A 20,120-nucleotide genomic window follows, 5' to 3' on the forward strand; every position below is an offset into this window, starting at 1 on the left:
TCATCATGACCACTTCCAACATTGCGTCACCCGCTGCGCCCCTGCTGTCGGTGCGCCACCTGCGCGTGCAGATTCCTACCCGCCACGGCCCCCTGACGGCGCTCGACGACGTGAGTTTCGACATTGCGCGCGGCGAGATCCTCGGCTTTGTCGGTGAATCCGGCGCCGGCAAATCCATCACCGGCATGGCCGTGCTGGGCCTGCTCGATCCGCCCGCCCATGTCACCGCCGGCGAGATCATCTTTGACGGCCAGCCCATTCACGGCTTGCCCGCCGCCCAGATGCGCAGGCTGCGCGGCCGCCGCATCGGCGCGATCTTCCAGGACCCGCTGCTCAGCCTCAACCCCTTGCTGACGGTGGGCGACCAGCTCACGGAAACCATGCGGACCCACCTGCCCATGAGCCGCGATGAAGCCCGCGAGCGGGCCATCGAGTGGCTGCGCCAGGTCGGCATTCCCTCGCCGGCCGAACGCGTGGACGCCTACCCGCACCAGTTCTCGGGCGGCATGCGCCAGCGCATCGTGATCGCGCTGGCCCTGTGTGCCGAACCCGATCTGGTGATTGCCGACGAACCGACGACGGCGCTCGATGTCTCGGTGCAGGCGCAGGTGCTGGAACTGCTGCGCACGCAGTGCCGTGAGCGCGGCACCGCCGTGCTGCTGGTGACGCACGACATGGGCGTGATTTCCGAAAACGCCGATCGCGTGGCCGTCATGTACGCCGGCCACATTGCCGAGACCGGCCCGGTGGACCAGATCGTCAACCAGCCGCGCCACCCCTACACGCGCGGGCTGATGGGCTCGATCCCGCCGGTCGACCATGACACCCTTTGGCTGCAGCAGATCGACGGCGCGATGCCCCGGCTGTCCGCCCGGCCCACCGGCTGCCCCTTTCACCCGCGCTGCAAACATGCGACCGAGCAGTGCGTCACTACGCGGCCCATGCCGCACCCGGAAGGCGTGGCGCTGGTGGCCTGCTGGCATCCGCAGCTAGGCATGGCCGCCGCAGGCGTCGCAGGAGTGGCAGCATGAACATGCCTTACTTGAGTGTCAAAAACCTGTCGCGCGAATTCAAGGCGCAGGGCCGTACGGTGCGCGCCGTGGACAACGTGAGCTTTGAGATTCCCGTGGGCTCCACCTTCAGCCTGGTGGGGGAGTCGGGCTGCGGCAAGACCACGCTGGCCCGTGTGATTGCCGGGCTGGACAAACCCAGTGCGGGCTCCATGCAGTTCAGCGCGCCGGTGGACGGCCGCGTGCACCGCACCCAGATGATTTTCCAGGACCCCTATGCCTCGCTGAACCCGCGCTGGCGTATCGGGGATGCGATCGCCGAGCCCATCACCTTCCAGAATCTGCGCCTGCGCGCGGATGTGAAGCAGCGTGTGGAAGACCTGCTGGCCCGCGTGGGCCTGTCGGCGGCCGATACCGCCAAGTTCCCGCACGAATTTTCAGGCGGCCAGCGCCAGCGTGTGTCGATCGCCCGCGCGCTGGCTGGCGAGCCCAGCTTCCTGGTGTGCGACGAGCCCACCTCCGCGCTGGATGTGTCGGTGCAGGCGCAAATCCTGAACCTGCTCAAGCGCCTGGAAAAAGAGGAGGGCCTGACCAGCCTGTTCATCAGCCACAACCTGGCCGTGGTGCGTTTTGTCTCGTCCATGATCGGCGTCATGTACCTGGGCCGCCTGGTCGAGGTGGCGCCGACGGCCGAGCTGTTCTCGGCGCCCCGCCATCCGTACACGCAGCTCTTGCTGGCCGCCATTCCGCGCATCGGCCAGGGTCGCCGTCCGGTGAGTCTTCCGGCCGGCGAGCTGCCCAGCCCGCTGGCGCCGCCGCCAGGCTGCACCTTTCATCCGCGTTGCCCGGCGGCCATGGACATCTGCCGCCGCGAAGCGCCGGCGCTGCGCACGCTGGACAACGGTGTCTCGGTCGCCTGCCATGCCGTCGGCAGCGGTGGCCAGCCCGTGCGCTTCATGCCGGGCGCGGCGCATCCCACTGCTCCTGATTCTGCCGCTTCATCCTTTTCACTCGCCTGAGTTGCCCATGACTGAAAACACAGACCACGTAGACCGCATAGACCACGTAGATCTTCTGATAGAGCACGGCACAGTCATCAGCATGGACGCGCAACGCCGCGTCATCGAGGACGGCGCCGTGGCGGTCAGGGCCGACCGCATTGTGGCCGTCGGCACGTCCGCGGAACTGCGCGCCCGCTTCACGGCCACCAAAACCATCAACGCCTACCGCAAGGCGGTGTTGCCCGGCCTGATCGACAGCCATGCCCATGCCGGCCACGGCATGCTGCGGACCATGGGGGCGGGGGACCCCGGCGCCTGGATGGACGCCTGCGCCGTGATCTACACCACGGCATCGGATGAGCAGTTCTGGCGCGCCGAGTCGGCCATGACCTCGCTGGAGCGCCTGAAGGCTGGCGTGACGACGGGGGTGTCGCTGTTTGGCGGCGGCGACTCCATCATGCGGGTGGACGACCCCAAGTACGCGAGGGTGCATTGCGATGCGGTGGCGCGCGCCGGCACCCGCTCGGTGGTGGCGGTGGGCCCTTCGCGTCCTGCAGGGCCCACGCGCTATGTGGACTGGGCGACCGAGCCACCGACCTCGCGCGATGTCGATGCCGCGACGGTGCTGGAGGTCTGCAACCAGATCATTGACGAGAACCACGGCCGGGCCGACGGCCGCCTGAGCATCGCCATAACGCTGGCGGTGTTTGCGCCCATGCATGAGCCGGACCACGTGCTGCTGCGCGATGAGTTCCACCGCCAGGCGAGGGATTACTTCGGCCTCGCGAAGGCGCGCGGCCTGACCTTCACGCAGGATGGCCACCGCACCGGCACGCTGGCCCTGGCGCACCGCGAGCTGGGCCTGCTGGGCCCGACTTCCTTCATGTCGCACAGCATTGACCTGAACGAGGAGGACATCGCCGTGACCCGCGAGACGGACACCCGCATCGTGCACAACCCGAGCGCCATCATGTCGATTCGCGGCCGCTGCCCGGTGCCCGAGCTGATCGATGCCGGCGTCACGGTGGCGATCGGTTCGGACGGTGCCGCGCCGGACCGCGGCTACGACATGTTCCGCCACATGTCCCAGTGCATGCACTACCACCGCCGGCATTTCCGCGACGCGGGCGTGCTGCCCCATGGCAAGGTGCTGGAAATGGTGACGATTGACGCGGCCCGGGCACTGGGCATGGAGCATGAGATTGGGTCGCTGGAGGCCGGCAAGAAAGCCGACATCATCCTGGTGGACCTGTTCAAGCCCCACATGCTGCCGCTGAACATGCCGGTCTACCGCGTCACCTGCTTTGCCAACGCCGCCGATGTGAGCACCACCATCGTCAACGGCCGCCTCCTGATGGAAGACCGCCAGGTGCAGACCGTCAACGAAAGCGAGATACTGGAAGAGGTGAATGAAGCCGCCGAGCGCATGCTCGACCGCAGCGGCCTGCGGCACCTGACGCAGGCCCCGGCGCGGCTGTGGGGTGTCAGCCATTATTGAACGCAGCAGCAGCGCAGCGGGGGCTGCTACCGCCAGCGTTGCCAGCCATGACCTGTGAAGGACTATCCATGCAAAATCTGATGATACGGGGCGGCCGGCCCTGGGGTTCCCAGACCGCGGACATCGCCGTACGGGATGGCCGCATTGCCGCCATCGGCGCCGATCTTCCCGCCGCGCCGGGGGACGAAATTGTGGACGCCCGCGGCTGCCTGGTCATACCGGGCCTGGTGGACGCGCATGCCCATATCGACAAGACCCTCTGGGGTACGCCCTGGCATCCGCACCAGGCGGGTCCCACCCTGATGGACAAGATCCAGAACGAGCGGCAGGTGCTGGACTCGCTGGGCCTGGCGCCCGAAGTCCAGAGCGCCCGGCTGCTCAGGCGCCTGATCGCTTGCGGGACCACCCATGTGCGCACCCACGTCGATGTGGGCCCCGACGTCGGGCTGGCGCACCTGCATGGCGTGCAGGCGATGCGCGACAGGCATCGCGACTGGATCGATATTGACTTTGTGGCGTTCCCGCAGACGGGCGTGATGATCCGGCCGGGCACGCTCGAGCTGCTGGAGCAGGCCGTGCGTGATGGCGCGGAGGTGATCGGCGGACTCGATCCCGTGGGTGTCGACCGCGACCCCAAGGGCCAGCTGGACGGGATCTTCGCCATTGCCGGCCGGCACGGTTGTGGGGTCGACATTCACCTGCATGACCGCGGCGACCTGGGCGCGGTGACCATCGAAATGATTGCCGAGCGCACCCGCAGCCTGGGCCTGGCCGGCAAGGTGGCGATCAGCCACGCGTTCTGCCTGGGCGGGGTCGAGCCTGCGCGCCTGGAGTCCCTCATCGCGCTGCTGCTGGACAACGACATCGCGATCATGACCCACGCACCGTCGGGCCCGACACCCTTCCCGCCGATACGCCTGCTGCACGAGCGCGGGGTGCGGCTGTTCACCGGGTCGGATGGCATTCGCGATACCTGGAGTCCACTGAACAACGGCGACATGCTGGAGCGCGCCTACCTGCTGGCCTACCGCAGCGGCTTCCGTGACGATGCCGGTATTGAAATCGCCCTGCGCATGGCGACTTACGGCGGCGCACAGGTGATGGGCGTCGAACACTATGGCCTGGCGGTGGGCTCGGCTGCCGACCTGGTGCTGGTCGAAGCCGAAACCGCCGCCGAGGCCGTCGCCTTTCATCCGGCGCGCCGGCTGGTGCTCAAGCGCGGCCGCGTGGTCGCCCGTGATGGGCGGTCCCTGCTGCCTGAAGTTGCGTGAACTTGCATGAACCTGCATGAGGCGACAACCTGCGTTCCACCCATATGCCCTGAAATTTCCTGAAAGGTTTTCCGTGTCCGATCTTTTTACTTCCAGACGCCGTGCCCTGTGCCACGTCCTGACCCGCGCCAGCGCGCTGGCAATCCTGGCCGTCATTCCGGCCCTGAGCGGCCTGTCCCACGCGCAGGAATGGCCCGGCAAGCGGCCCATCACCCTGGTGGTGGGGTTCCCCGCTGGGGGCAGCGCCGACATGATTGCGCGCACCATCGCCGAGCCGCTGGGCAAGCGCCTGGGCACACCGGTCGTGATTGAGAACGTCAGCGGTGCGGGCGGCACCATCGCCGGCCAGAAGGTGGTGAATGCCGCACCCGACGGCTACACCCTGTTCATGGCCTCGGGCAGCGAAGTGTCGATTGCCCGGCTGTTCAATCCGGCGGTCAAATACAACGGGGAAACCGACTTCACCCATATCGGGCTGATTGGCGATGTGCCCCTGGTGCTGGTGGCCAGCCCCAAATCCGGGCTCAGGAGCGCGCCGGAAGCGCTGCTCAAGGCCCAGCGGGAGCCGGGTGCGCTGAGCTATGCCTCCTCCGGCGTGGGTACCGTGCTGCATGTGGCCGGCGAGCTGCTGAACCAGAAGGCGGGAACCAAAATTACCCATGTGCCTTACCGCGGCGCGGCGCAAATGGCCGTCGACGTGGCGGGCGGCAACATCGAACTGGCTTTTTTCATGACACCCACGGCCTTGCCCCACATCGAGGCCGGCAAGATGGTGGCGCTGGGCGTCACGACCCCGGGCCGCTCCCGGGCTGCGCCGCAAATCCCGTCGCTGTCGGAAACCCCGGCGCTCAAGGGCTTTGACATCAGCCTGTGGAACGGCCTGTTCGGTCCGGCCAAAATGCCGCCGGCCATCACCGCCCGCCTGAACCGCGAGCTGAACGAGGTCTTGCGCGAGCCGGCGGTCTGGCAAAAACTGCAGAAGGCCGGCGTCGAAACCCAGGGCGGCACGCCCCAGGCGTTGACGCAGCGTATCCGCGACGAGGTCAAGCGAGTCCAGAGCATTGCGCCTGCCGCGATGAAGACCGGCGGTTAAGGGTGAAGCCGGGGAGTGGGAAGTGGAAAGTGGAAAGTGGGGGCGCCGGCCGCTTGACTGATCAGGCGGTCACGCTCCTGGTGCCGCACACCAGGGCGTCTTCCGCGTTACCCGCGATGGCCCGCTCGTTTTTTGCCTGCGCCACTTCCATGTCGCGCGGCAGCACCACGCCGTTTTTCACGGCCAGCACTTCAGCCATCACACTGACGGCAATTTCCGGCGGGGTTTTGCTGCCGATGTAAATGCCGATGGGGCCGCGCAGCCGGGCCAGCGTGGCTTCGGTCTGGCCGAAGTGCTCGATCATGCGCTGGTGCCGTGCTTCGTTGTTGCGCCGTGAACCGATGGCGCCAACATAAAACGCATCGGTGCCCAAAGCCTCGAGCAACGCCAGGTCATCAAGCTTGGGGTCGTGCGTGAGCGCGATCACGCAGCTGCGCCGGTCCGGCTTGAAGGCGAGGACCACATCGTCCGGCATGTCGCTGAGCACCTTGGCGCCCGCTACCGACCACGCGCTGCGGTATTCTTCGCGCGGATCGCAGACGGTGACGGCAAAGCCGCTGAACAGGGCCATGGTGGCGAGGTATTCGGTCAGCTGGCCGGCGCCAATCAGCAGCATGCGGTATTCGGGGCCGAAGGTGTTGACGAGTTCCGTGGCCGAGACGCTGAGCGCTGCAGGTGCTGTGGCCTGCGCCAGCGTCACCGCGCCATTGCTCAGGCGCACGCTGCGCTGCATCAGCTGCCCGGTTTCCAGCCCTTCGACCAGCTGGGCCAGCTGGCTGGCGTCGGGGTCGTACTCCAGCACCAGCTCCAGCGTGCCGCCGCAGGGCAGGCCAAAACGGTGGGCCTCGTCGGCGGTGATGCCGTATTTGACAAAAGCGGGCGGACCCGACGGGATCTGCTGGCTGCCAGCACCAGCACCAGCGCCGTCGGGCTGAGCGGCCGCCGACGCATAGGCGCGTGTGTACTGGTAAATCAGGTCGTCTTCAATGCAGCCGCCGGAGACCGAGCCGACCACCGAGCCGTCTTCACACAGCGCCATGATGGAGCCCACCGGCCGCGGCGACGAGCCCCAGGTGCGCACCACCGTGGCCAGCAAGGCGCGTTTGCCCGCCGTTCGCCAGTCGCGCAGCGTGCGCAACACCATGACATCGAGGTTTTCCATACTTCACCCTTTTTTCAGCCTGCTTCGGGTCACCGGCGCGGCGAGCCCGTACTACTCCGTCAGAACGCATAGACGGCGTTCACGCCGACCAGCCAGTTGCGACCCGGCGCCGGCTCGAAGAAGCGCCCGTTGCCCTCATTGACGATCACCGAGCCGGCGTATTGGCGGTCAGTCAGATTGTCAACCCGGATGAATTCCCTGACTGACCAGCGGTCCAATTTCTGCGTCAGCGACACCCGCAGGTTCACCGTGCTGGCGCGGGGCGCCGTGTCGGTGTTCCTGTCATCCACATAGATCTTGCCGACATGGCGCCATTCCAGTGCGGTTTCCAGGCCCCAGGGGCTGTGCTGCCAGGCCAGCTCAGCGAAAAGGCTGGCGTGCGGAATACCGGGAATGCGGTTGCCACTGGCCACCAGGGTGTTGGGCGTGGTGCAGGGCGCGGCGACACAAGTCAAAAAGCCGTTGCCGTACCGGGCATCCAGGTAAGTGGCGGCCAGGTAGGTGGACCAGCCCTTGCCCCAGCGCCCGGACAGCGCGGCCTCAATGCCGTCGCGCTGTGTGGTTCCCGCGTTCTGGAATGTGCTGCGGCCACCGGCGTTACTCAACACCACGATCTCGTTGGCCGTGCGGGCCCGGAAATAGGCGGCGTTCAGGCGCCACTGCGGCATGAATTCGGTTTTGGCGCCGATTTCCCATTGCCGGCTGGTCGCGCTCTGCAAGGCCAAATTCGGGCCTGTTCCGCCACTGGCACGGTAGGCCAGCTCGTTGAGCGTCGGCGTTTCAAAGCCCCGCCCCGCTGTGGCATACAGGTTGGTGGCATCGGTCACGTGGTACACGACGCCCAGCACGGGTGTGCTGGCCTGGTAGCTGACCGAGCCGCTGTCGTCGCCATTGCCGGGCACGATGTATTTGTCCCGAAAGTCAAACGACACCCGTGAGTGGCGCAAGCCCGCTGAGACGCTCCAGCGTTCAGCAGCCACCCACTGGGCCTGCACATATTGGTCAAAGCTGCGCACGGTGTTGGCCTCGTCGCGCCGCAGCGCGCCCAGCACGCCGAGCGTGCTCCCCACAAAGTTCTGAAAGCCACGCCGCGCCTCCCTGGCCTGGTCGGTGGACAGGCCCGCCGTCAGCGTCAGGGGCTTGCCCAGCAGGCGGGTCTTGTTGATCCAGCGGGCATCCAGGCCGTGGTAGCGGCGGCGCAAGTCGATCACCCCTCCTGGATGCGTTGCCGGTGCCTGGGTGCCCACGGGAATCGCCTGAAACTGCTGCGTCTCGCGCTCGCCGGTGTAGGCAGTGAGCTGCAGCGACTGGCCCGCGCTCAGGCGATGCTCCAGCACGGCACCGCCCTGCAGTTGATCGACCGACTTGCGGGTGTTGAAGGTGTAGGCATTGGGCGTGGCCTGGCGCGGGTTGGCCTGCATTTCTTCGCGCGTCAGCCCGAGCGGGTCCTGGACATCGGGCATTTTCATGCTGTTCAAAACGAAGGTCAGGCGGGTATCGTCGTGGACGGTGGCCTTCACCTTACCGTTAAAACCCGTGCGACTTGCCGCACTGTGGTCGCGGTAGCCGTCGGTGCTGAAGCGCGCGGCACTCAGGTTGTATTGCACCGCGCCCTGGCTGCCGCTCAATTTGGCGCCGGTGCGCTGCTCGCCATCACTGCCCCAGGCGCTGGAGATGTCGGCCACCGTTTGCGGCCCGCCGTCGGCGGTAAAAATGCTGATGACACCGCCGGAGGAGTTACCGTAAAGCGCCGAGTACGGACCGCGTAAAACCTCGATGCGCGATGCGGAAGCCAGGTCGAAGTGCGACACCTGACCCTGCCCGTCTGGGCCGCTGGCCGGGATGCCGTCGGCGTAGAGCCGCAGGCCGCGCACGCCAAAAGTCGAGCGCGCGCCAAACCCCCGCGAAGAGATCTGGATGTCTTGCGCATAGTTCTGGCGGTTCTGCGCCACCAGGCCGGGAACGCGCACCATCGTTTCGGACAGGTTGACCTGCAACTGCCCGTTCTGAATCGTGGTGGCGTCGATGACGTCGACCGAGGCGGGGCTATCGAACGCCGACTGCTCGACGCCGCGCGTCACGGTCACCACCACCGGACGCAGGGTGCGCACGGCCGGTTCCGGAGCGGCGGCCTGGCTCCACGCTTGCGCGGGCAGCCCCAGCATAGCCAGCCAGGCCAATGCCTGGCTGTTGGCCTGAAGCCGGTGCCGCCCGAACGGCTGGCCGCTCACGATGGATGGGCTCTTCACATCGTCTTTCAGCAGCGCTTGTGCCAACAGCCGCGTCCATCACATCGGGTTTTCAGGAGGAGTTTCACACTGCGCCTGCGCCCCTAATACATCAACAAGAACACGACCAGGGCCCCCACCACGGCACCGCCGACCCAGAGCCACACCGGCACGCCCGCAGGGTGCGCCCGACTCACCGGCTCGGCATCCACATCGCCCATCACCATCTTGGCCGCATAACTTTCAGGGTGCTGGCGTTGCATTTCTTCGTCAAAACGCTTGAAGAAGTCTTCCGCCATTGATTTGGCCGCGCCGTCGATGAGCCGCTGTCCGAGCTGCGCAATCTTGCCGCCTACGGTGGCGTTGACCGTGTACGACAGCTCGCAACCATCGGCGTCCGGCGTCAGCGCGACCGCAGCGCTCCCCTTGCCAAAACCGGCCGGGCCGCCTTGTCCTTCAAACGACAGCCGGTAGCTGGCCGGCGGGGTGATGTCGCTCAGCGTGATCTTGCCGGAGAATTTGGCCGATACCGGGCCGATCTTCAGCGCCATGCCGATGGCGTACTGGTTCTCGCCGGAGGCTTCCACCTTGTCGCAACCCGGTATGCAGGTTTTGAGCACGGCCGGGTCGTTCAGCGCATCCCACGCTTGTTGCTGGGTCACGGCCAGTTGACGGCTTCCTTGCATGTCCATGGGGAGATTCTTTCAGGTTTTTTTGGTTTTTCAGGTTTTCATCAGGGCGGCCAGGCTGGTCGCCAATTCTTCGAGCTTGCTCAGATTGTGTACTGCCAGCATGCCATGCGCATGGGCATGCAGCACGGCCGCGCCGCGGGCCAGCGGCGCGTAGCCTTCAAAGCGCAGCAAGGGGTTGAGCCAGAGCAGGCGGCGGCTGCGCCGGCGCAGCCAGGCGAGCTCTTTCGCCAGATCGGCCGGCTCGCCGGTGTCCAGCCCGTCGGTGATGACCAGCACCATGGTGCGCCGGCCCACCAGTCGGCGCGCATGCCGTTCGCGCAGGCTGGCCAGCGACGCGCCCAGTTGCGTGCCGCCGGCAAAGTCTTCGATCGCCAGACTGGCATGCGCCAGCATCTCGTCGGTATCGGCCTGGCGAAACGCCGGGGTCAAATCGGTCAGGTGCATGCCGAAGGCAAATACGTCGCGGTGCGGATGGCGGCGCGTGGCCGCGTGCAAAAAGGCCAGCAGCAAACGCGCATAACGCTCCATCGAGCCCGACACATCGACCAGCACCAGCAAGGGTAGGGCCTGCTCGCGCCGCTGCAGCCGCGGCAGGTGCATGAGTTCGCCGCCCGTGCGCGCGGCCTGGTGCATCACGCCCGGCCAGTGAATGCGTGCGCCCGATGCGGCGGGGCGGCTGCGGCGCGAGGCAAACATGGGCAAGGGCAATTTGATGTCGCGCGCCAGCCGCTCGACCAGGCGGTACTCGGTGGCGGACAGGGCGTTGAAGTCGGCATGCTGCAGGCGCTCAATGTCGCTGGCGGTCATGGCCGCATCGAACTCCACCTTCTGGTCTTCGGCGCGGGGCTGGGCCTGCTGGCCAAAGGTCCTTTGCGGCGACAGCGCCTCGCGCACGCGGGGCCGGCGCTTGCTCGCTTCGGCCTTGCCTTCGGCACTGGGAAGCAATTGCGCCAGCAGCTTGTTGGCGACTTTCGGATCCTGGAAGTACACATCGAACAGCTCGCGAAACACCAGACGGTCCTGCTCGCGGCTGACCATGACCGCTTCAAAGGCGGCACTGAGGTCTTCCCTGTCGGCAACACCGACCGCCAGCGCGGCCTCCTTGGCCAGTGCAATGCGCTGGCTGTCAATTTTCACGCCGGCCCGGCGCAACGCCCGGCCAAAGCCGGCGATGTTGTCGGCCAGCTTGCCGGCCCTGGCGTCGCCTAGCAGCACGGGGGAGCCCTCACCCTAACCCTCTCCCAGAGGGAGAGGGAATGAAGAACTGGCCGGCTCCCTTGCCAGCGTGCGGAAGGTCGTGGGGTGAACCAGCGGAAGAGGGAATGAAGAACTGACTTGCTCCCTCTCCCTCTGGGAGAGGGCTGGGGTGAGGGCTCGCCCCCGAATACCTGATCTGTCCTGAGTTGTCGAAGGACGGCGAGTGCGCATCATCCCGCCACCTCCTCCGGCTTGAGCAACTCAACTGCCATCCCATGCGTCAGCGCCGCCACGTCTTCACGCTGCTTGAACAGGATGCCTGCCGTATCGGCCACCACTTCGGGGTCAACCACCAGTGTGTCGAGCGCGACCAGCGCCCTGGCCCACTCCACGCTCTCGGCAATGCCCGGCGCACGCTGGAAGGCATTGCCAAACGGCGAGCGGCGCAGCCGGTCGACAAAGCCGGCGACCTGCGCCGACAGCTGCTCACTGGCCTCGGGTACCTGGGCCCGCACAATCGCGAGTTCGCGTTCGCGGTCCGGGTAGTCGAGCCAGTGGTACAGGCAGCGCCGCTTGACGGCGTCGTGGAGTTCGCGCGTGCGGTTGCTGGTGAGGATGGTGACGGGCGTCACCTCGGCGCGCACCGTGCCGATCTCCGGAATGCTGACCTGGTACTCGCCCAGGTATTCCAGCAAAAAGGCTTCGAAGGGTTCATCGGCCCGGTCCACTTCGTCGATCAGCAGCACCGCGCCCGGCGGGGGCGTTTGCAGCGCCTGCAGCAGCGGGCGCCGGATCAGGTAGCGGTCCTGGTAGACCTCGCGCTCCACATCGGCGGCGTTGCCGTGGCCTTCCACGGCCCGCATGTGCAGCAACTGGGCCGCATAGTTCCATTCGTACAGGGCTTCGCGCTGCTCCAGCCCGTCGTAGCACTGCAGGCGTATCAGTTGCCGCTGCAGCGCCACGGCCAGCGCCTTGGCCAGCTCGGTCTTGCCGACGCCGGGCTCGCCTTCCAGCAGCAGCGGACGCTGCAGCCTGAGGGCCAGAAAGACCGCTGTCGCCAGCCGGCGGTCGGCAAAGTAGCCGGCGCCCTGCAGCGCCTGCATCAGCGCATCAATGCTTGGGAATGGTGTCATCGAAATCGGCCTGCCGGTTTTCTTCCGTTCGCGTTGAGCTTGTCGAAACGCTCTCTATTCTCTATACCAATCAGCATCTGGGGAAAGGCTTCGCACTTCGACAAGCTCAGTACAAGCCAAGCTCAGCCCGAACGGATTTAAACGGATTGTGCAGAAATTCCCCGCCTTGCTTGCTTGGTTTTTTGGTTAGCCCAGCGCCTTCGCCACACCACGCTGCGCCTGCACGCTGATCAGGTTGGCGCGGTACGCCGCTGTGGCGTGGATGTCGCTGTTGAGGTCTGTCGCGTCAATCTTGACGGCCGCGGCCGCTTCGGGCGTAAAGCTTTTGCTCAAGGCATCTTCCAGGCCGGCATGGCGGAACACGCCGTTGGCTGCCCCGGTGATGGCCACGCGCACACCGGCATCAAACTGCGCAATGAACACGCCGACCAGCGCAAAGCGCGAGGCCGGCTGCTTGAACTTCATGTAGGCCGCACGTTTGGGGATGGGAAAACTGATCGCCGTGATCAGCTCGCCCTCGTTGAGCGCGGTCGCGAACATGCCGAGGAAGAAATCGTCGGCGGCAATCTTGCGCGCCGTCGTGTGAATGGTTGCGCCCAGCGCCAGCACCGCGCTGGGGTAGCAGGCGGCCGGATCGTTGTTGGCCACCGAGCCGCCGAGCGTGCCCATCGCACGCACCTGGCGGTCACCGATGTGGGCTGCCATGTCCGCCAGCGCGGGCAAGGCCGCTTTCAGCTCGGCGTTGTCGGCGACATCGGCGTGGCGCGTCATCGCACCGATCACAAAAGCATTGCCGTCGCGCTTGATGCCGGCAAGTTCCTTGATGCCGCTCAGGTCGGCCAGTTGCTCCGGGCTGGACAGGCGCATCTTCATCGACGCGAGCAGGGTCTGGCCACCGGCCAGCGGCTTGGCGCCGGCAGCGGCGAGCTTCGCGGCGTCAGCCAGGGTGGCGGGGCGCTCCAGGGTGAATGCATACATGGTGGTTGCTCCTTGGAAGGGGTCAGTGTTTGGCGGCCTGGATAGCTTCCCAGACACGGCCGGGCGATGCGGGCATGTCGAAGTCGGTCACGCCCAGCGGCTTGAGCGCATCGAGCACGGCGTTGATCACCGCCGGCGGTGACCCGATGGCGCCCGCCTCGCCACAGCCCTTGGCGCCGAGCGGGTTGTGGCTGCACGGCGTGCACAGCGTGGCCAGGGTGAAGTTGGGCATGTCGTCGGCACGCGGCATCGCGTAGTCCATCAGGGAGCCGGTCAGCAGCTGGCCGGATTCCTGGTCGTACACGCAGTTTTCCATCAGCGCCTGGCCAATGCCCTGCACCAGCCCCCCTTGCACCTGGCCTTCGACAATCATCGGGTTGATGATGTTGCCGAAGTCGTCCACCGCGGTGAAACGGTCCACCCGCACTTCGCCGGTGGCGGGGTCGACCTCGACCTCGCAGATGTAGGTGCCGGCCGGGAAGGTGAAGTTGGTCGGGTCGTAGAACGCCGTCTCGTTGAGGCCGGGCTCCAGCTTGTCGAGCGGGTAGTTGTGCGGCACATAGGCCGTCAGCGCCACCTGGCCGAAGGTCACCTTCTTGTCGGTGCCCTTGATGGTGAACTCCCCGTTGGCGAACTCCACATCGGCGTCGCTGGCTTCCATCAGGTGGGCGGCGATTTTCTTGGCCTTGGCCTCGATCTTGTCCAGCGCCTTCATGATGGCCGTGCCGCCAACCGCCAGCGAGCGCGAGCCGTAGGTGCCCATGCCGAAAGGCACACGCCCGGTGTCGCCATGCACCACGTCCACCTGTTCGACCGAAATGCCCAGACGGGCGGCCACCACCTGGGAGAACGTGGTTTCATGGCCTTGGCCGTGGCTGTGCGAGCCGGTGAACACGGTCACGCTGCCGGTGGGGTGAACCCGCACCTCGCCGCACTCGAACAGGCCGGCGCGGGCACCGAGGGCGCCGGCGATGTTGCTGGGCGCCAGGCCGCAAGCTTCGATGTAGCTCGAGTAGCCCATGCCGCGTAGTTTGCCCTTCGCTTCGGTTGCGGTTCTGCGCTGGGCAAAACCGGCCACGTCGGCCAGCTCGTTGGCGCGTTCCAGCAAGGCGCGGAAGTCGCCCACGTCGTATTGCAGCGCCACCGGCGTCTGGTAGGGGAACTGCGTCACCATGTTGCGCCGGCGAATTTCATCCTGCGCCAGGCCCAGTTCCCAGCCGGCGCGCGTGACCAGCCGCTCCAGCAGATAGGTCGCTTCGGGCCGGCCGGCGCCGCGGTAGGCGTCCACCGGTGTCGTGTTGGTGAACCAGGCATCGACCTCGACATAAATCTGCGGCGTGGTGTACTGGCCGGCCAGCAGCGTGGCATACAAAATGGTCGGGATGGCCGGCGCAAAGGTCGACAGGTAGGCGCCCATGTTGGCGTCGGTGTGCACGCGCAGCGCGAGGAATTTGCCGTCCTTGTCGAGCGCCATTTCGGCATGGCTGGAATGGTCCCGGCCATGGGCGTCGCTGACAAAGGCTTCGCTGCGGTCGGCCGTCCACTTGATGTTGCGGTTGAGCTTTTTCGAGGCCCAGGTCAGGCACACATCTTCGGCGTAGAGGTAAATCTTGGAGCCGAAGCCGCCGCCGACATCGGGTGCAATGACGCGCACCTTGTGCTCCGGCAGGCCCATCACAAACGCGGTGAGCAGCAGGCGCTCCACGTGCGGGTTCTGGTTGGCCACGTACAGCGTGTATTCATCGGTCGCCCGGCTGTAGGAGCCAATCACGGCGCGCGGCTCCATCGCGTTGGGCACCAGGCGGTTGTTGATCAGGTCGAGTCTGGTCACATGCGCCGCCCCGGCAAAAGCCGCGTCAACCTGCGCCTTGTCGCCTATCGCCCATTTGTAGCAGTGGTTGTCGGGTGCGGCCTCGTGCAGCGCCGTGGCTTTCGCGGCATCCGTGACCTTGACCACGGCGCTCAGCACGTCGTAGTCCACCTCGACCAGCTCGGCGGCATTTTTGGCCTGCTCCAGCGTTTCGGCCACCACCATGGCGACATGGTCGCCGACATAACGCACCTTGCCCTGCGCCAGGATGGGGTGCGGCGGCTCCTTCATCGGGGTGCCGTCGATGCTGGTAATCAGCCAGCCGCAGGGCAGGCCGTTGATCTTGTCGGCCGCGACGTCCTCGCCGACAAACACGCCCAGCACGCCCGGCGCGGCCTTGGCCTGCGCCGTACTGATGCTCCTGATCCGGGCATGCGCATGCGGGGAGCGCACAAACACTGCATAGCTCTGGTTGGCCAGCGTGATGTCATCGGTGTACTGGCCGCCACCCGTGAGAAAGCGGTAGTCTTCCTTGCGGCGAACGGACGTGCCAATCGTCGGCAGGTTGATGAAGTCGGATGCACCCATGTTGTGTACTCCCTGGGAAAGATGGCTAACTTGGTGTGGCGCTGGCCCGCGCAGGTGGGGCGTTTCAACGTGTCAAAAATTCCGGCGGCGTGAACGGGACACCTCGCCGCGTCAGGTCTTCAGGCCGTCATCGCCACCGCGCCTTGCTGCACGGCCTTGACGATGTTCTGGTAGCCGGTGCAGCGGCAGATATTGCCTTCCAGCAGCTCGCGGATTTCGGCTTCCGTGGCCTGGGGGTGGTGCGTGCACAGGTCCACGGCGTTCATCACCATGCCGGTGGTGCAAAAACCGCATTGCAGGCCGTGGCACTCCTTGAAGGCGGCCTGCATCGGATGCATCGTGCCATCTGCCTTGGCCAGGCCTTCGATGGTGGTGATCTCGGCGCCAGCCGCCTGGGCCGCCAGGATGTTGCAGGACTTGACGGCCCGCCCGTTCATGATGACGGTGCAGGCGCCGCATTGGGCGGTGTCGCAGCCCACATGGGTTCCGGTGAGCTTGAGATGTTCCCGCAACACCTGCACCAACAGGGTGTTGGGCGGGGCCTCAATGCTGGACGATTTCCCGTTGACTGTGAGTTGAACTTGCATGGGCGAGTCTCCTGTTGGCTTGGGGCTGAGGGCTCATTGTTGGATCACTGACGACGGACATCCCTAGGTTAAACCCTAGCATGCGTGCCAGGTCCTGGTGAAATTCTCAAATTGGAACAATACGTGTCAGGCTGCAAGGCGAGGCCATGTTTTCGGGATTTCCGGGGGCAGAACGGAACCCCCGTCCGAGCCGCAGGCCAATGCCGCTGGACCTGCCGTGGAGTGGCAGCGGGCGATGGCCTGGAAGCGGCCTGAAATCAATCGCCGGCTGCGGCCATCCGTGAGGGGCCGCAGCCGGTTTTATCACCCCAATTTCATCATTCAGCCGTGGTGGCGAAGTGAAATGCGAGCGGGTTCAAAACAGGTTCAAATCCGGTTCAAATCCGGTTCAGTCAGCGTACACGCCCGCCTTCTTGATCACCGGGCTCCATTTGTTGATCTCGGCTTCCAGGTGGCTCTTCAGGGCGGCCGGGGTCATCTTGTCCTCGGGCACGATGTCCGAGCTCAGGTCGGCCAGGCGCTGCTTGACCGCGGGGTCCCGCATGGCGGCGCGCAGTGCGGCGTTGATCTTGTCGAGCACCGGTGCCGGCGTGCCCTTGGGTGCATACATGCCATGCCACACCTTGACCTCAAAGCCCTTGAGGCCCTGCTCGTCCAGCGTGGGCACATTCGGCAGCGCCGACAGGCGCTTGAGCGAGGTCACGCCGAAGACCTTGACGCGGCCGTCCTTGATCATCGGCACGGTTTGCGTCGTCTGGTCGCACAGCAGGTCCACCTGGCCGCCCAGCAGGTCGTTGATGGCAGGGCCGGTGCCCTTGTAGGGAATGGTGTTGAGGTCCACGCCGATCTGGCTCATGAACAACAGGCCGCACAGGTGCGACACGGCGCCCAGGCCGGCATTGGCCAGCGAGACCTTTTCCTTGTTGGTCTTCACGTAGGCCAGCAGCTCATTGAGGTTGTTGGCGGGAAAGTCCTTGCGCGCCAGCAGCGTCATCGGCACATCCGCCACCTGGCCGATGTACTCGAAGTCTTTCAGCGGATCGAAGCTGAGCTTTTTGTACAGCGCCGGCGCGGTGGCCATGCCCATGTGGTGGATAAAGAGGGTGTAGCCATTGGGGGTGGCGCGCGCCACCCTGGTGGCCGCAATCGTGCCGCCGGCGCCGACCGTGTTTTCAACGATCACCGTCTGGCCCAGGGACTTGCCCATGGGAATGGCGATCATGCGGGCCAGCACGTCGGTCGGGCCACCGGCCGCGAACGGCACCACCAGGGTGACGGGTTTGTCGGGGAAGGCCTGGCTGAAGGCCAGCGCGTGGACGGACAGCGCCAGCGCTGCCGTACAAGCCGCCAGCACGGTTTTGACGGTGTTGAGTTTGATCATGGTGTGTCTTCCTTGCTGTAAATGCTGTAAATGGTTGCTGCCGGGCCGGCTGGCGGGAGCGGGGGCGCTGCCACCCTGTGATCTCATCTTGGGCGCTGAGGTCAGGCAGCGCAATCGGAGAAACCCCTTGCCTGATCCTTTGCTTGAGACGGCCCGCCGGTTCACCGGTTCATGCGGCTCATGGATTCCCGGGTGCCTGCGCCAGCAGCTGCCGGGCCCGCCGCACTACCGGGGCGTCGACCATCCGGCCATCCAGCACGAACACCCCGCCGCGCTCGCTGTCGTTGCCTTCAATGACGCGGCGCGCCCAGTCCAGTTCGGCCGCGCTGGGCGCCAGCGCCGCATTGACCGGGGCCACCTGGGCAGGATGAATGCACAGCTTGGCGCCAAAGCCGCCGCGCCGGCTGCGGGCTGCGGTGGCCTGCAGCGCCGCGAGGTCGCCGATGTCGGGGGTGACGCCATCGACCGGCGCCGGCAGCCCGGCGCGGCGCGACGCCAGCACCAGGGCCAGGCGTACCGACACCAGCTCGGCCTCGTCCGGTTCGCAGGCCAGCCCCAGGTCGGCCTGAAAGTCGAGGTTGCCAAACGCCAGCCGGACGACCTGCGGGCTGTGCGCCAGCGCATCCGCGGCCGCCAGCCCGGCAGCCGACTCCACTATCGGCAGCAGGCCGCATGCCGGGCCGACCGCAGCGGCCACTTGTGCCAGGTCTGCTGCAGATTCGGCCTTGGGCACCATCACGGCGGCCAAGCCCTGCGCGGCCAGCCGGCCCACCAGTGCAAGGTCGCCGGCATGCCAGGGCGTGCTGCCGGCGTTGATGCGCACCAGCAGGCGCGCGCGTTCCGCCGCGCCCAGGCCCGCGAACACCTGCGCCAGCTGATCGCGGGCGGCTGCCTTGGCATCCGGCGGCACGGCGTCTTCCAGGTCCACAATCACCGCGCCGGCGCCGCTGGCCAGCGCCTTGGCAATGCGCTCCGGCCGGTTGGCGGGCACAAAAAGCAGGGCGTGGGCGCGCGCGACTGCGGGTGCGATAGCGGGTGCAATAGCGGGCGCGGGGGCCGGGCCGGTTGTCATGCCACACCCCCGAGCAGCGGCCCCAGTCGCGGGCTCCGCGCCATGGCCCACAGGCCATCGATGGCGGCTTGCATTTCGGCAGGCGCGGCGGCACCGCTGTAAGCCGCCAGCCGCAAGGCCTTGGCGGTGATCTCCTCGCGGCTGAGGGTATTGCCGGGGTCGCCCTTGGGGTCATCGACGCGGCCTTGCAGTACCCGGCCATCGGTCGTGGTCACCGTGACCTTGCCAATCCAGCGCTGCGGGTAGGCGCTGTCCACTTCGGCGTCCAGCACCATGGTCACGCGGTCGCGCAGGCTTTGCGTGGCGGCATCGTGGAAGTGCCGGTCGAATTCGGCCAGGCCGGCGTGGCTGAAGCGCGCCACCAGCGCCAGCACCGTGCCCATGGAGAATTTGCTCTGGTGCACGGTGGCGGGATGCGTCACCGGCCCCAGCACGTCCAGCGCGCCCTGGTGCACGTGGGTGACCACGCTGGCCAGGTCGTCGGGCTGGAGGTGGTGGGTTTGCATCACCTGCAGCAGCGCGTCGGCGGCCGGGTGTGTGTGGCGGCAGGATGCGTGGTACTTGAACGAGGTTTCGGCCGTGGCCCAGCGGGTGCCGAGACCCGCGGTGAGCCGGGCAGGATCGGCATCGCTCGACATGCCGGCCGCCATGCCCTGCGGGCCTTCGAAGATCTGCGCCGCGCCGGTGAATCCGCCCTGCGCAAGGTAGGCCGACATCAGCCCCGCCGCGGCAGCGTGCGCGGTGTGCAGCTGCTTGGAGTCGGCCGCGGTGCGCAGGAACTCCCACAACCCGGCCGACTGCGTGCCGGCCGAACCGAAGGCGTGCTGCATCTGCTGCGCCGTGAGCCCGAGCAGATGGCCCGCCGCGGCGGCCGCCGCCAGGGTGCCGGCGGTGCCGGTCGTGTGGAACACCTTGTAATGCGAGCGGCCCAGGAACTCGCCCACCCGAATCCCGACCTCGTAGCCTGCCACCGATGCCGTCAGCAGCTGCCGGCCGCTGGCGCGCCGCGCCTGGGCCACTGCCAGCGCCGCCGGGAACACCACCGTGGCGGGGTGAAACACCGAGCCATTGTGGACGTCGTCCTGCTCGGCCACGTGCGAGGCGGCCGCGTTGACCATGGCCGCCAGGTAGGGGCTGGTGCAGCCGCGGTTGATCAGCACTTCGGAGGTGCCGGCAGGCAGCGCGCTGCCGCTGCGCGTTGGCTGCGGCCCCATCTGCGCAGCAAAGCGCGCGATGGTCTCCACCGGGCGCGCGCCCTTTCCGGCAAGCGCCGAGCCGAACCAGTCGACCAGCAGGTCTTCGGCCTTGCGCACCACCGGCGCGGGAATGGCCTCGAAAGTCAGACCGGCGGCAAAAGCGGCCAGCTGGGCGGTGGGAGAACTCATCGGGTCATCCTTGTGAGTGCAATCGGCACAAGGC

16 protein-coding genes are annotated in these 20,120 nt (G+C 66.6%); 5 read left to right on the forward strand and 11 right to left on the reverse strand.

What is annotated here, in order from left to right:
• The first annotated feature begins 5 nt into the window (after nt 1-5).
• From AC1DUR_RS06710 to AC1DUR_RS06730, 5 genes are all read left to right on the forward strand, one after another.
• Nucleotides 6-1,031, forward strand: coding sequence for an ABC transporter ATP-binding protein (locus AC1DUR_RS06710; protein WP_477718961.1), 1,026 nt, complete (start codon nt 6-8; stop codon nt 1,029-1,031).
• A complete protein-coding gene (locus tag AC1DUR_RS06715; RefSeq protein ID WP_477718962.1) occupies nt 1,028-2,029 on the forward strand; it encodes an ABC transporter ATP-binding protein in 1,002 nt (333 codons plus the stop codon). The genes AC1DUR_RS06710 and AC1DUR_RS06715 overlap by 4 nt, the downstream gene beginning before the upstream one ends.
• A 7-nt stretch (nt 2,030-2,036) precedes the next feature.
• Entirely contained in the window at nt 2,037-3,509 is a 1,473-nt protein-coding gene (locus tag AC1DUR_RS06720; RefSeq protein ID WP_477718963.1) for an amidohydrolase family protein, read from the forward strand.
• Between the two features lie 68 nt (nt 3,510-3,577).
• Nucleotides 3,578-4,780 (forward strand): amidohydrolase family protein, encoded by a 1,203-nt coding sequence (locus AC1DUR_RS06725; RefSeq protein WP_477718964.1) that lies wholly within the window; start codon nt 3,578-3,580, stop codon nt 4,778-4,780.
• A gap of 73 nt (nt 4,781-4,853) precedes the next feature.
• Entirely contained in the window at nt 4,854-5,873 is a 1,020-nt protein-coding gene (locus AC1DUR_RS06730) for a Bug family tripartite tricarboxylate transporter substrate binding protein (protein WP_477718965.1), read from the forward strand.
• Between the two features lie 61 nt (nt 5,874-5,934).
• Here AC1DUR_RS06730 and AC1DUR_RS06735 read toward each other — a convergent pair whose 3' ends face one another.
• The 11 genes from AC1DUR_RS06735 to AC1DUR_RS06785 form a co-directional block, all read right to left on the reverse strand.
• A complete protein-coding gene (locus AC1DUR_RS06735; protein WP_477718966.1) occupies nt 5,935-7,035 on the reverse strand; it encodes an XdhC family protein in 1,101 nt (366 codons plus the stop codon).
• Between the two features lie 59 nt (nt 7,036-7,094).
• Nucleotides 7,095-9,200, reverse strand: a complete 2,106-nt coding sequence (locus AC1DUR_RS06740; protein WP_477719052.1) for a TonB-dependent receptor family protein — start codon at nt 9,198-9,200, stop codon at nt 7,095-7,097.
• 167 nt (nt 9,201-9,367) lie between these two features.
• Nucleotides 9,368-9,955, reverse strand: coding sequence for an SRPBCC family protein (locus AC1DUR_RS06745; protein ID WP_477718967.1), 588 nt, complete (start codon nt 9,953-9,955; stop codon nt 9,368-9,370).
• 30 nt (nt 9,956-9,985) lie between these two features.
• Complete coding sequence (locus AC1DUR_RS06750; RefSeq protein ID WP_477718968.1) at nt 9,986-11,170, reverse strand: vWA domain-containing protein; 1,185 nt, start codon at nt 11,168-11,170, stop codon at nt 9,986-9,988.
• Nucleotides 11,171-11,382: 212 nt separating this feature from the next.
• A complete protein-coding gene (locus AC1DUR_RS06755; protein ID WP_477718969.1) occupies nt 11,383-12,285 on the reverse strand; it encodes an AAA family ATPase in 903 nt (300 codons plus the stop codon).
• A 186-nt stretch (nt 12,286-12,471) separates the two neighbouring features.
• Nucleotides 12,472-13,263, reverse strand: coding sequence for an FAD binding domain-containing protein (locus AC1DUR_RS06760; protein ID WP_477718970.1), 792 nt, complete (start codon nt 13,261-13,263; stop codon nt 12,472-12,474).
• A gap of 22 nt (nt 13,264-13,285) precedes the next feature.
• Nucleotides 13,286-15,661: a xanthine dehydrogenase family protein molybdopterin-binding subunit gene (locus tag AC1DUR_RS06765; RefSeq protein ID WP_477718971.1), complete on the reverse strand. Its 2,376-nt coding sequence runs from the start codon at nt 15,659-15,661 to the stop codon at nt 13,286-13,288.
• A gap of 119 nt (nt 15,662-15,780) precedes the next feature.
• Nucleotides 15,781-16,248 (reverse strand): (2Fe-2S)-binding protein, encoded by a 468-nt coding sequence (locus AC1DUR_RS06770; RefSeq protein ID WP_477718972.1) that lies wholly within the window; start codon nt 16,246-16,248, stop codon nt 15,781-15,783.
• Nucleotides 16,249-16,636: 388 nt separating this feature from the next.
• On the reverse strand, nt 16,637-17,629 hold the full coding sequence (locus AC1DUR_RS06775) for a tripartite tricarboxylate transporter substrate binding protein BugD (RefSeq protein ID WP_477718973.1): 993 nt from the start codon (nt 17,627-17,629) through the stop codon (nt 16,637-16,639).
• A gap of 178 nt (nt 17,630-17,807) precedes the next feature.
• Complete coding sequence (locus AC1DUR_RS06780) at nt 17,808-18,701, reverse strand: HpcH/HpaI aldolase/citrate lyase family protein (RefSeq protein ID WP_477718974.1); 894 nt, start codon at nt 18,699-18,701, stop codon at nt 17,808-17,810.
• The gene (locus AC1DUR_RS06785) at nt 18,698-20,086 is read right to left on the reverse strand and encodes an MmgE/PrpD family protein (RefSeq protein ID WP_477718975.1); all 1,389 of its coding nucleotides are present in this window, start codon (nt 20,084-20,086) and stop codon (nt 18,698-18,700) included. The genes AC1DUR_RS06780 and AC1DUR_RS06785 overlap by 4 nt, the downstream gene beginning before the upstream one ends.
• Between the last annotated feature and the right edge of the window lie 34 nt (nt 20,087-20,120).

This window comes from Polaromonas sp. P4_F4 (assembly GCF_056401355.1).

What these genes read in the sequence shown, in the direction of transcription:
- AC1DUR_RS06710 (WP_477718961.1), top strand. Translation starts at nt 6, where the DNA reads ATGACCACTTCCAACATTGCGTCACCCGCTGCGCCCCTGCTGTCGGTG.
- AC1DUR_RS06715 (WP_477718962.1), top strand. Translation starts at nt 1,028, where the DNA reads ATGAACATGCCTTACTTGAGTGTCAAAAACCTGTCGCGCGAATTCAAG.
- AC1DUR_RS06720 (WP_477718963.1), top strand. Translation starts at nt 2,037, where the DNA reads ATGACTGAAAACACAGACCACGTAGACCGCATAGACCACGTAGATCTT.
- AC1DUR_RS06725 (WP_477718964.1), top strand. Translation starts at nt 3,578, where the DNA reads ATGCAAAATCTGATGATACGGGGCGGCCGGCCCTGGGGTTCCCAGACC.
- AC1DUR_RS06735 (WP_477718966.1), bottom strand. Translation starts at nt 7,035, where the DNA reads ATGGAAAACCTCGATGTCATGGTGTTGCGCACGCTGCGCGACTGGCGA.
- AC1DUR_RS06740 (WP_477719052.1), bottom strand. Translation starts at nt 9,200, where the DNA reads ATGCTGGGGCTGCCCGCGCAAGCGTGGAGCCAGGCCGCCGCTCCGGAA.
- AC1DUR_RS06745 (WP_477718967.1), bottom strand. Translation starts at nt 9,955, where the DNA reads ATGGACATGCAAGGAAGCCGTCAACTGGCCGTGACCCAGCAACAAGCG.
- AC1DUR_RS06755 (WP_477718969.1), bottom strand. Translation starts at nt 12,285, where the DNA reads ATGACACCATTCCCAAGCATTGATGCGCTGATGCAGGCGCTGCAGGGC.
- AC1DUR_RS06760 (WP_477718970.1), bottom strand. Translation starts at nt 13,263, where the DNA reads ATGTATGCATTCACCCTGGAGCGCCCCGCCACCCTGGCTGACGCCGCG.
- AC1DUR_RS06765 (WP_477718971.1), bottom strand. Translation starts at nt 15,661, where the DNA reads ATGGGTGCATCCGACTTCATCAACCTGCCGACGATTGGCACGTCCGTT.
- AC1DUR_RS06770 (WP_477718972.1), bottom strand. Translation starts at nt 16,248, where the DNA reads ATGCAAGTTCAACTCACAGTCAACGGGAAATCGTCCAGCATTGAGGCC.
- AC1DUR_RS06775 (WP_477718973.1), bottom strand. Translation starts at nt 17,629, where the DNA reads ATGATCAAACTCAACACCGTCAAAACCGTGCTGGCGGCTTGTACGGCA.
- AC1DUR_RS06780 (WP_477718974.1), bottom strand. Translation starts at nt 18,701, where the DNA reads ATGACAACCGGCCCGGCCCCCGCGCCCGCTATTGCACCCGCTATCGCA.
- AC1DUR_RS06785 (WP_477718975.1), bottom strand. Translation starts at nt 20,086, where the DNA reads ATGAGTTCTCCCACCGCCCAGCTGGCCGCTTTTGCCGCCGGTCTGACT.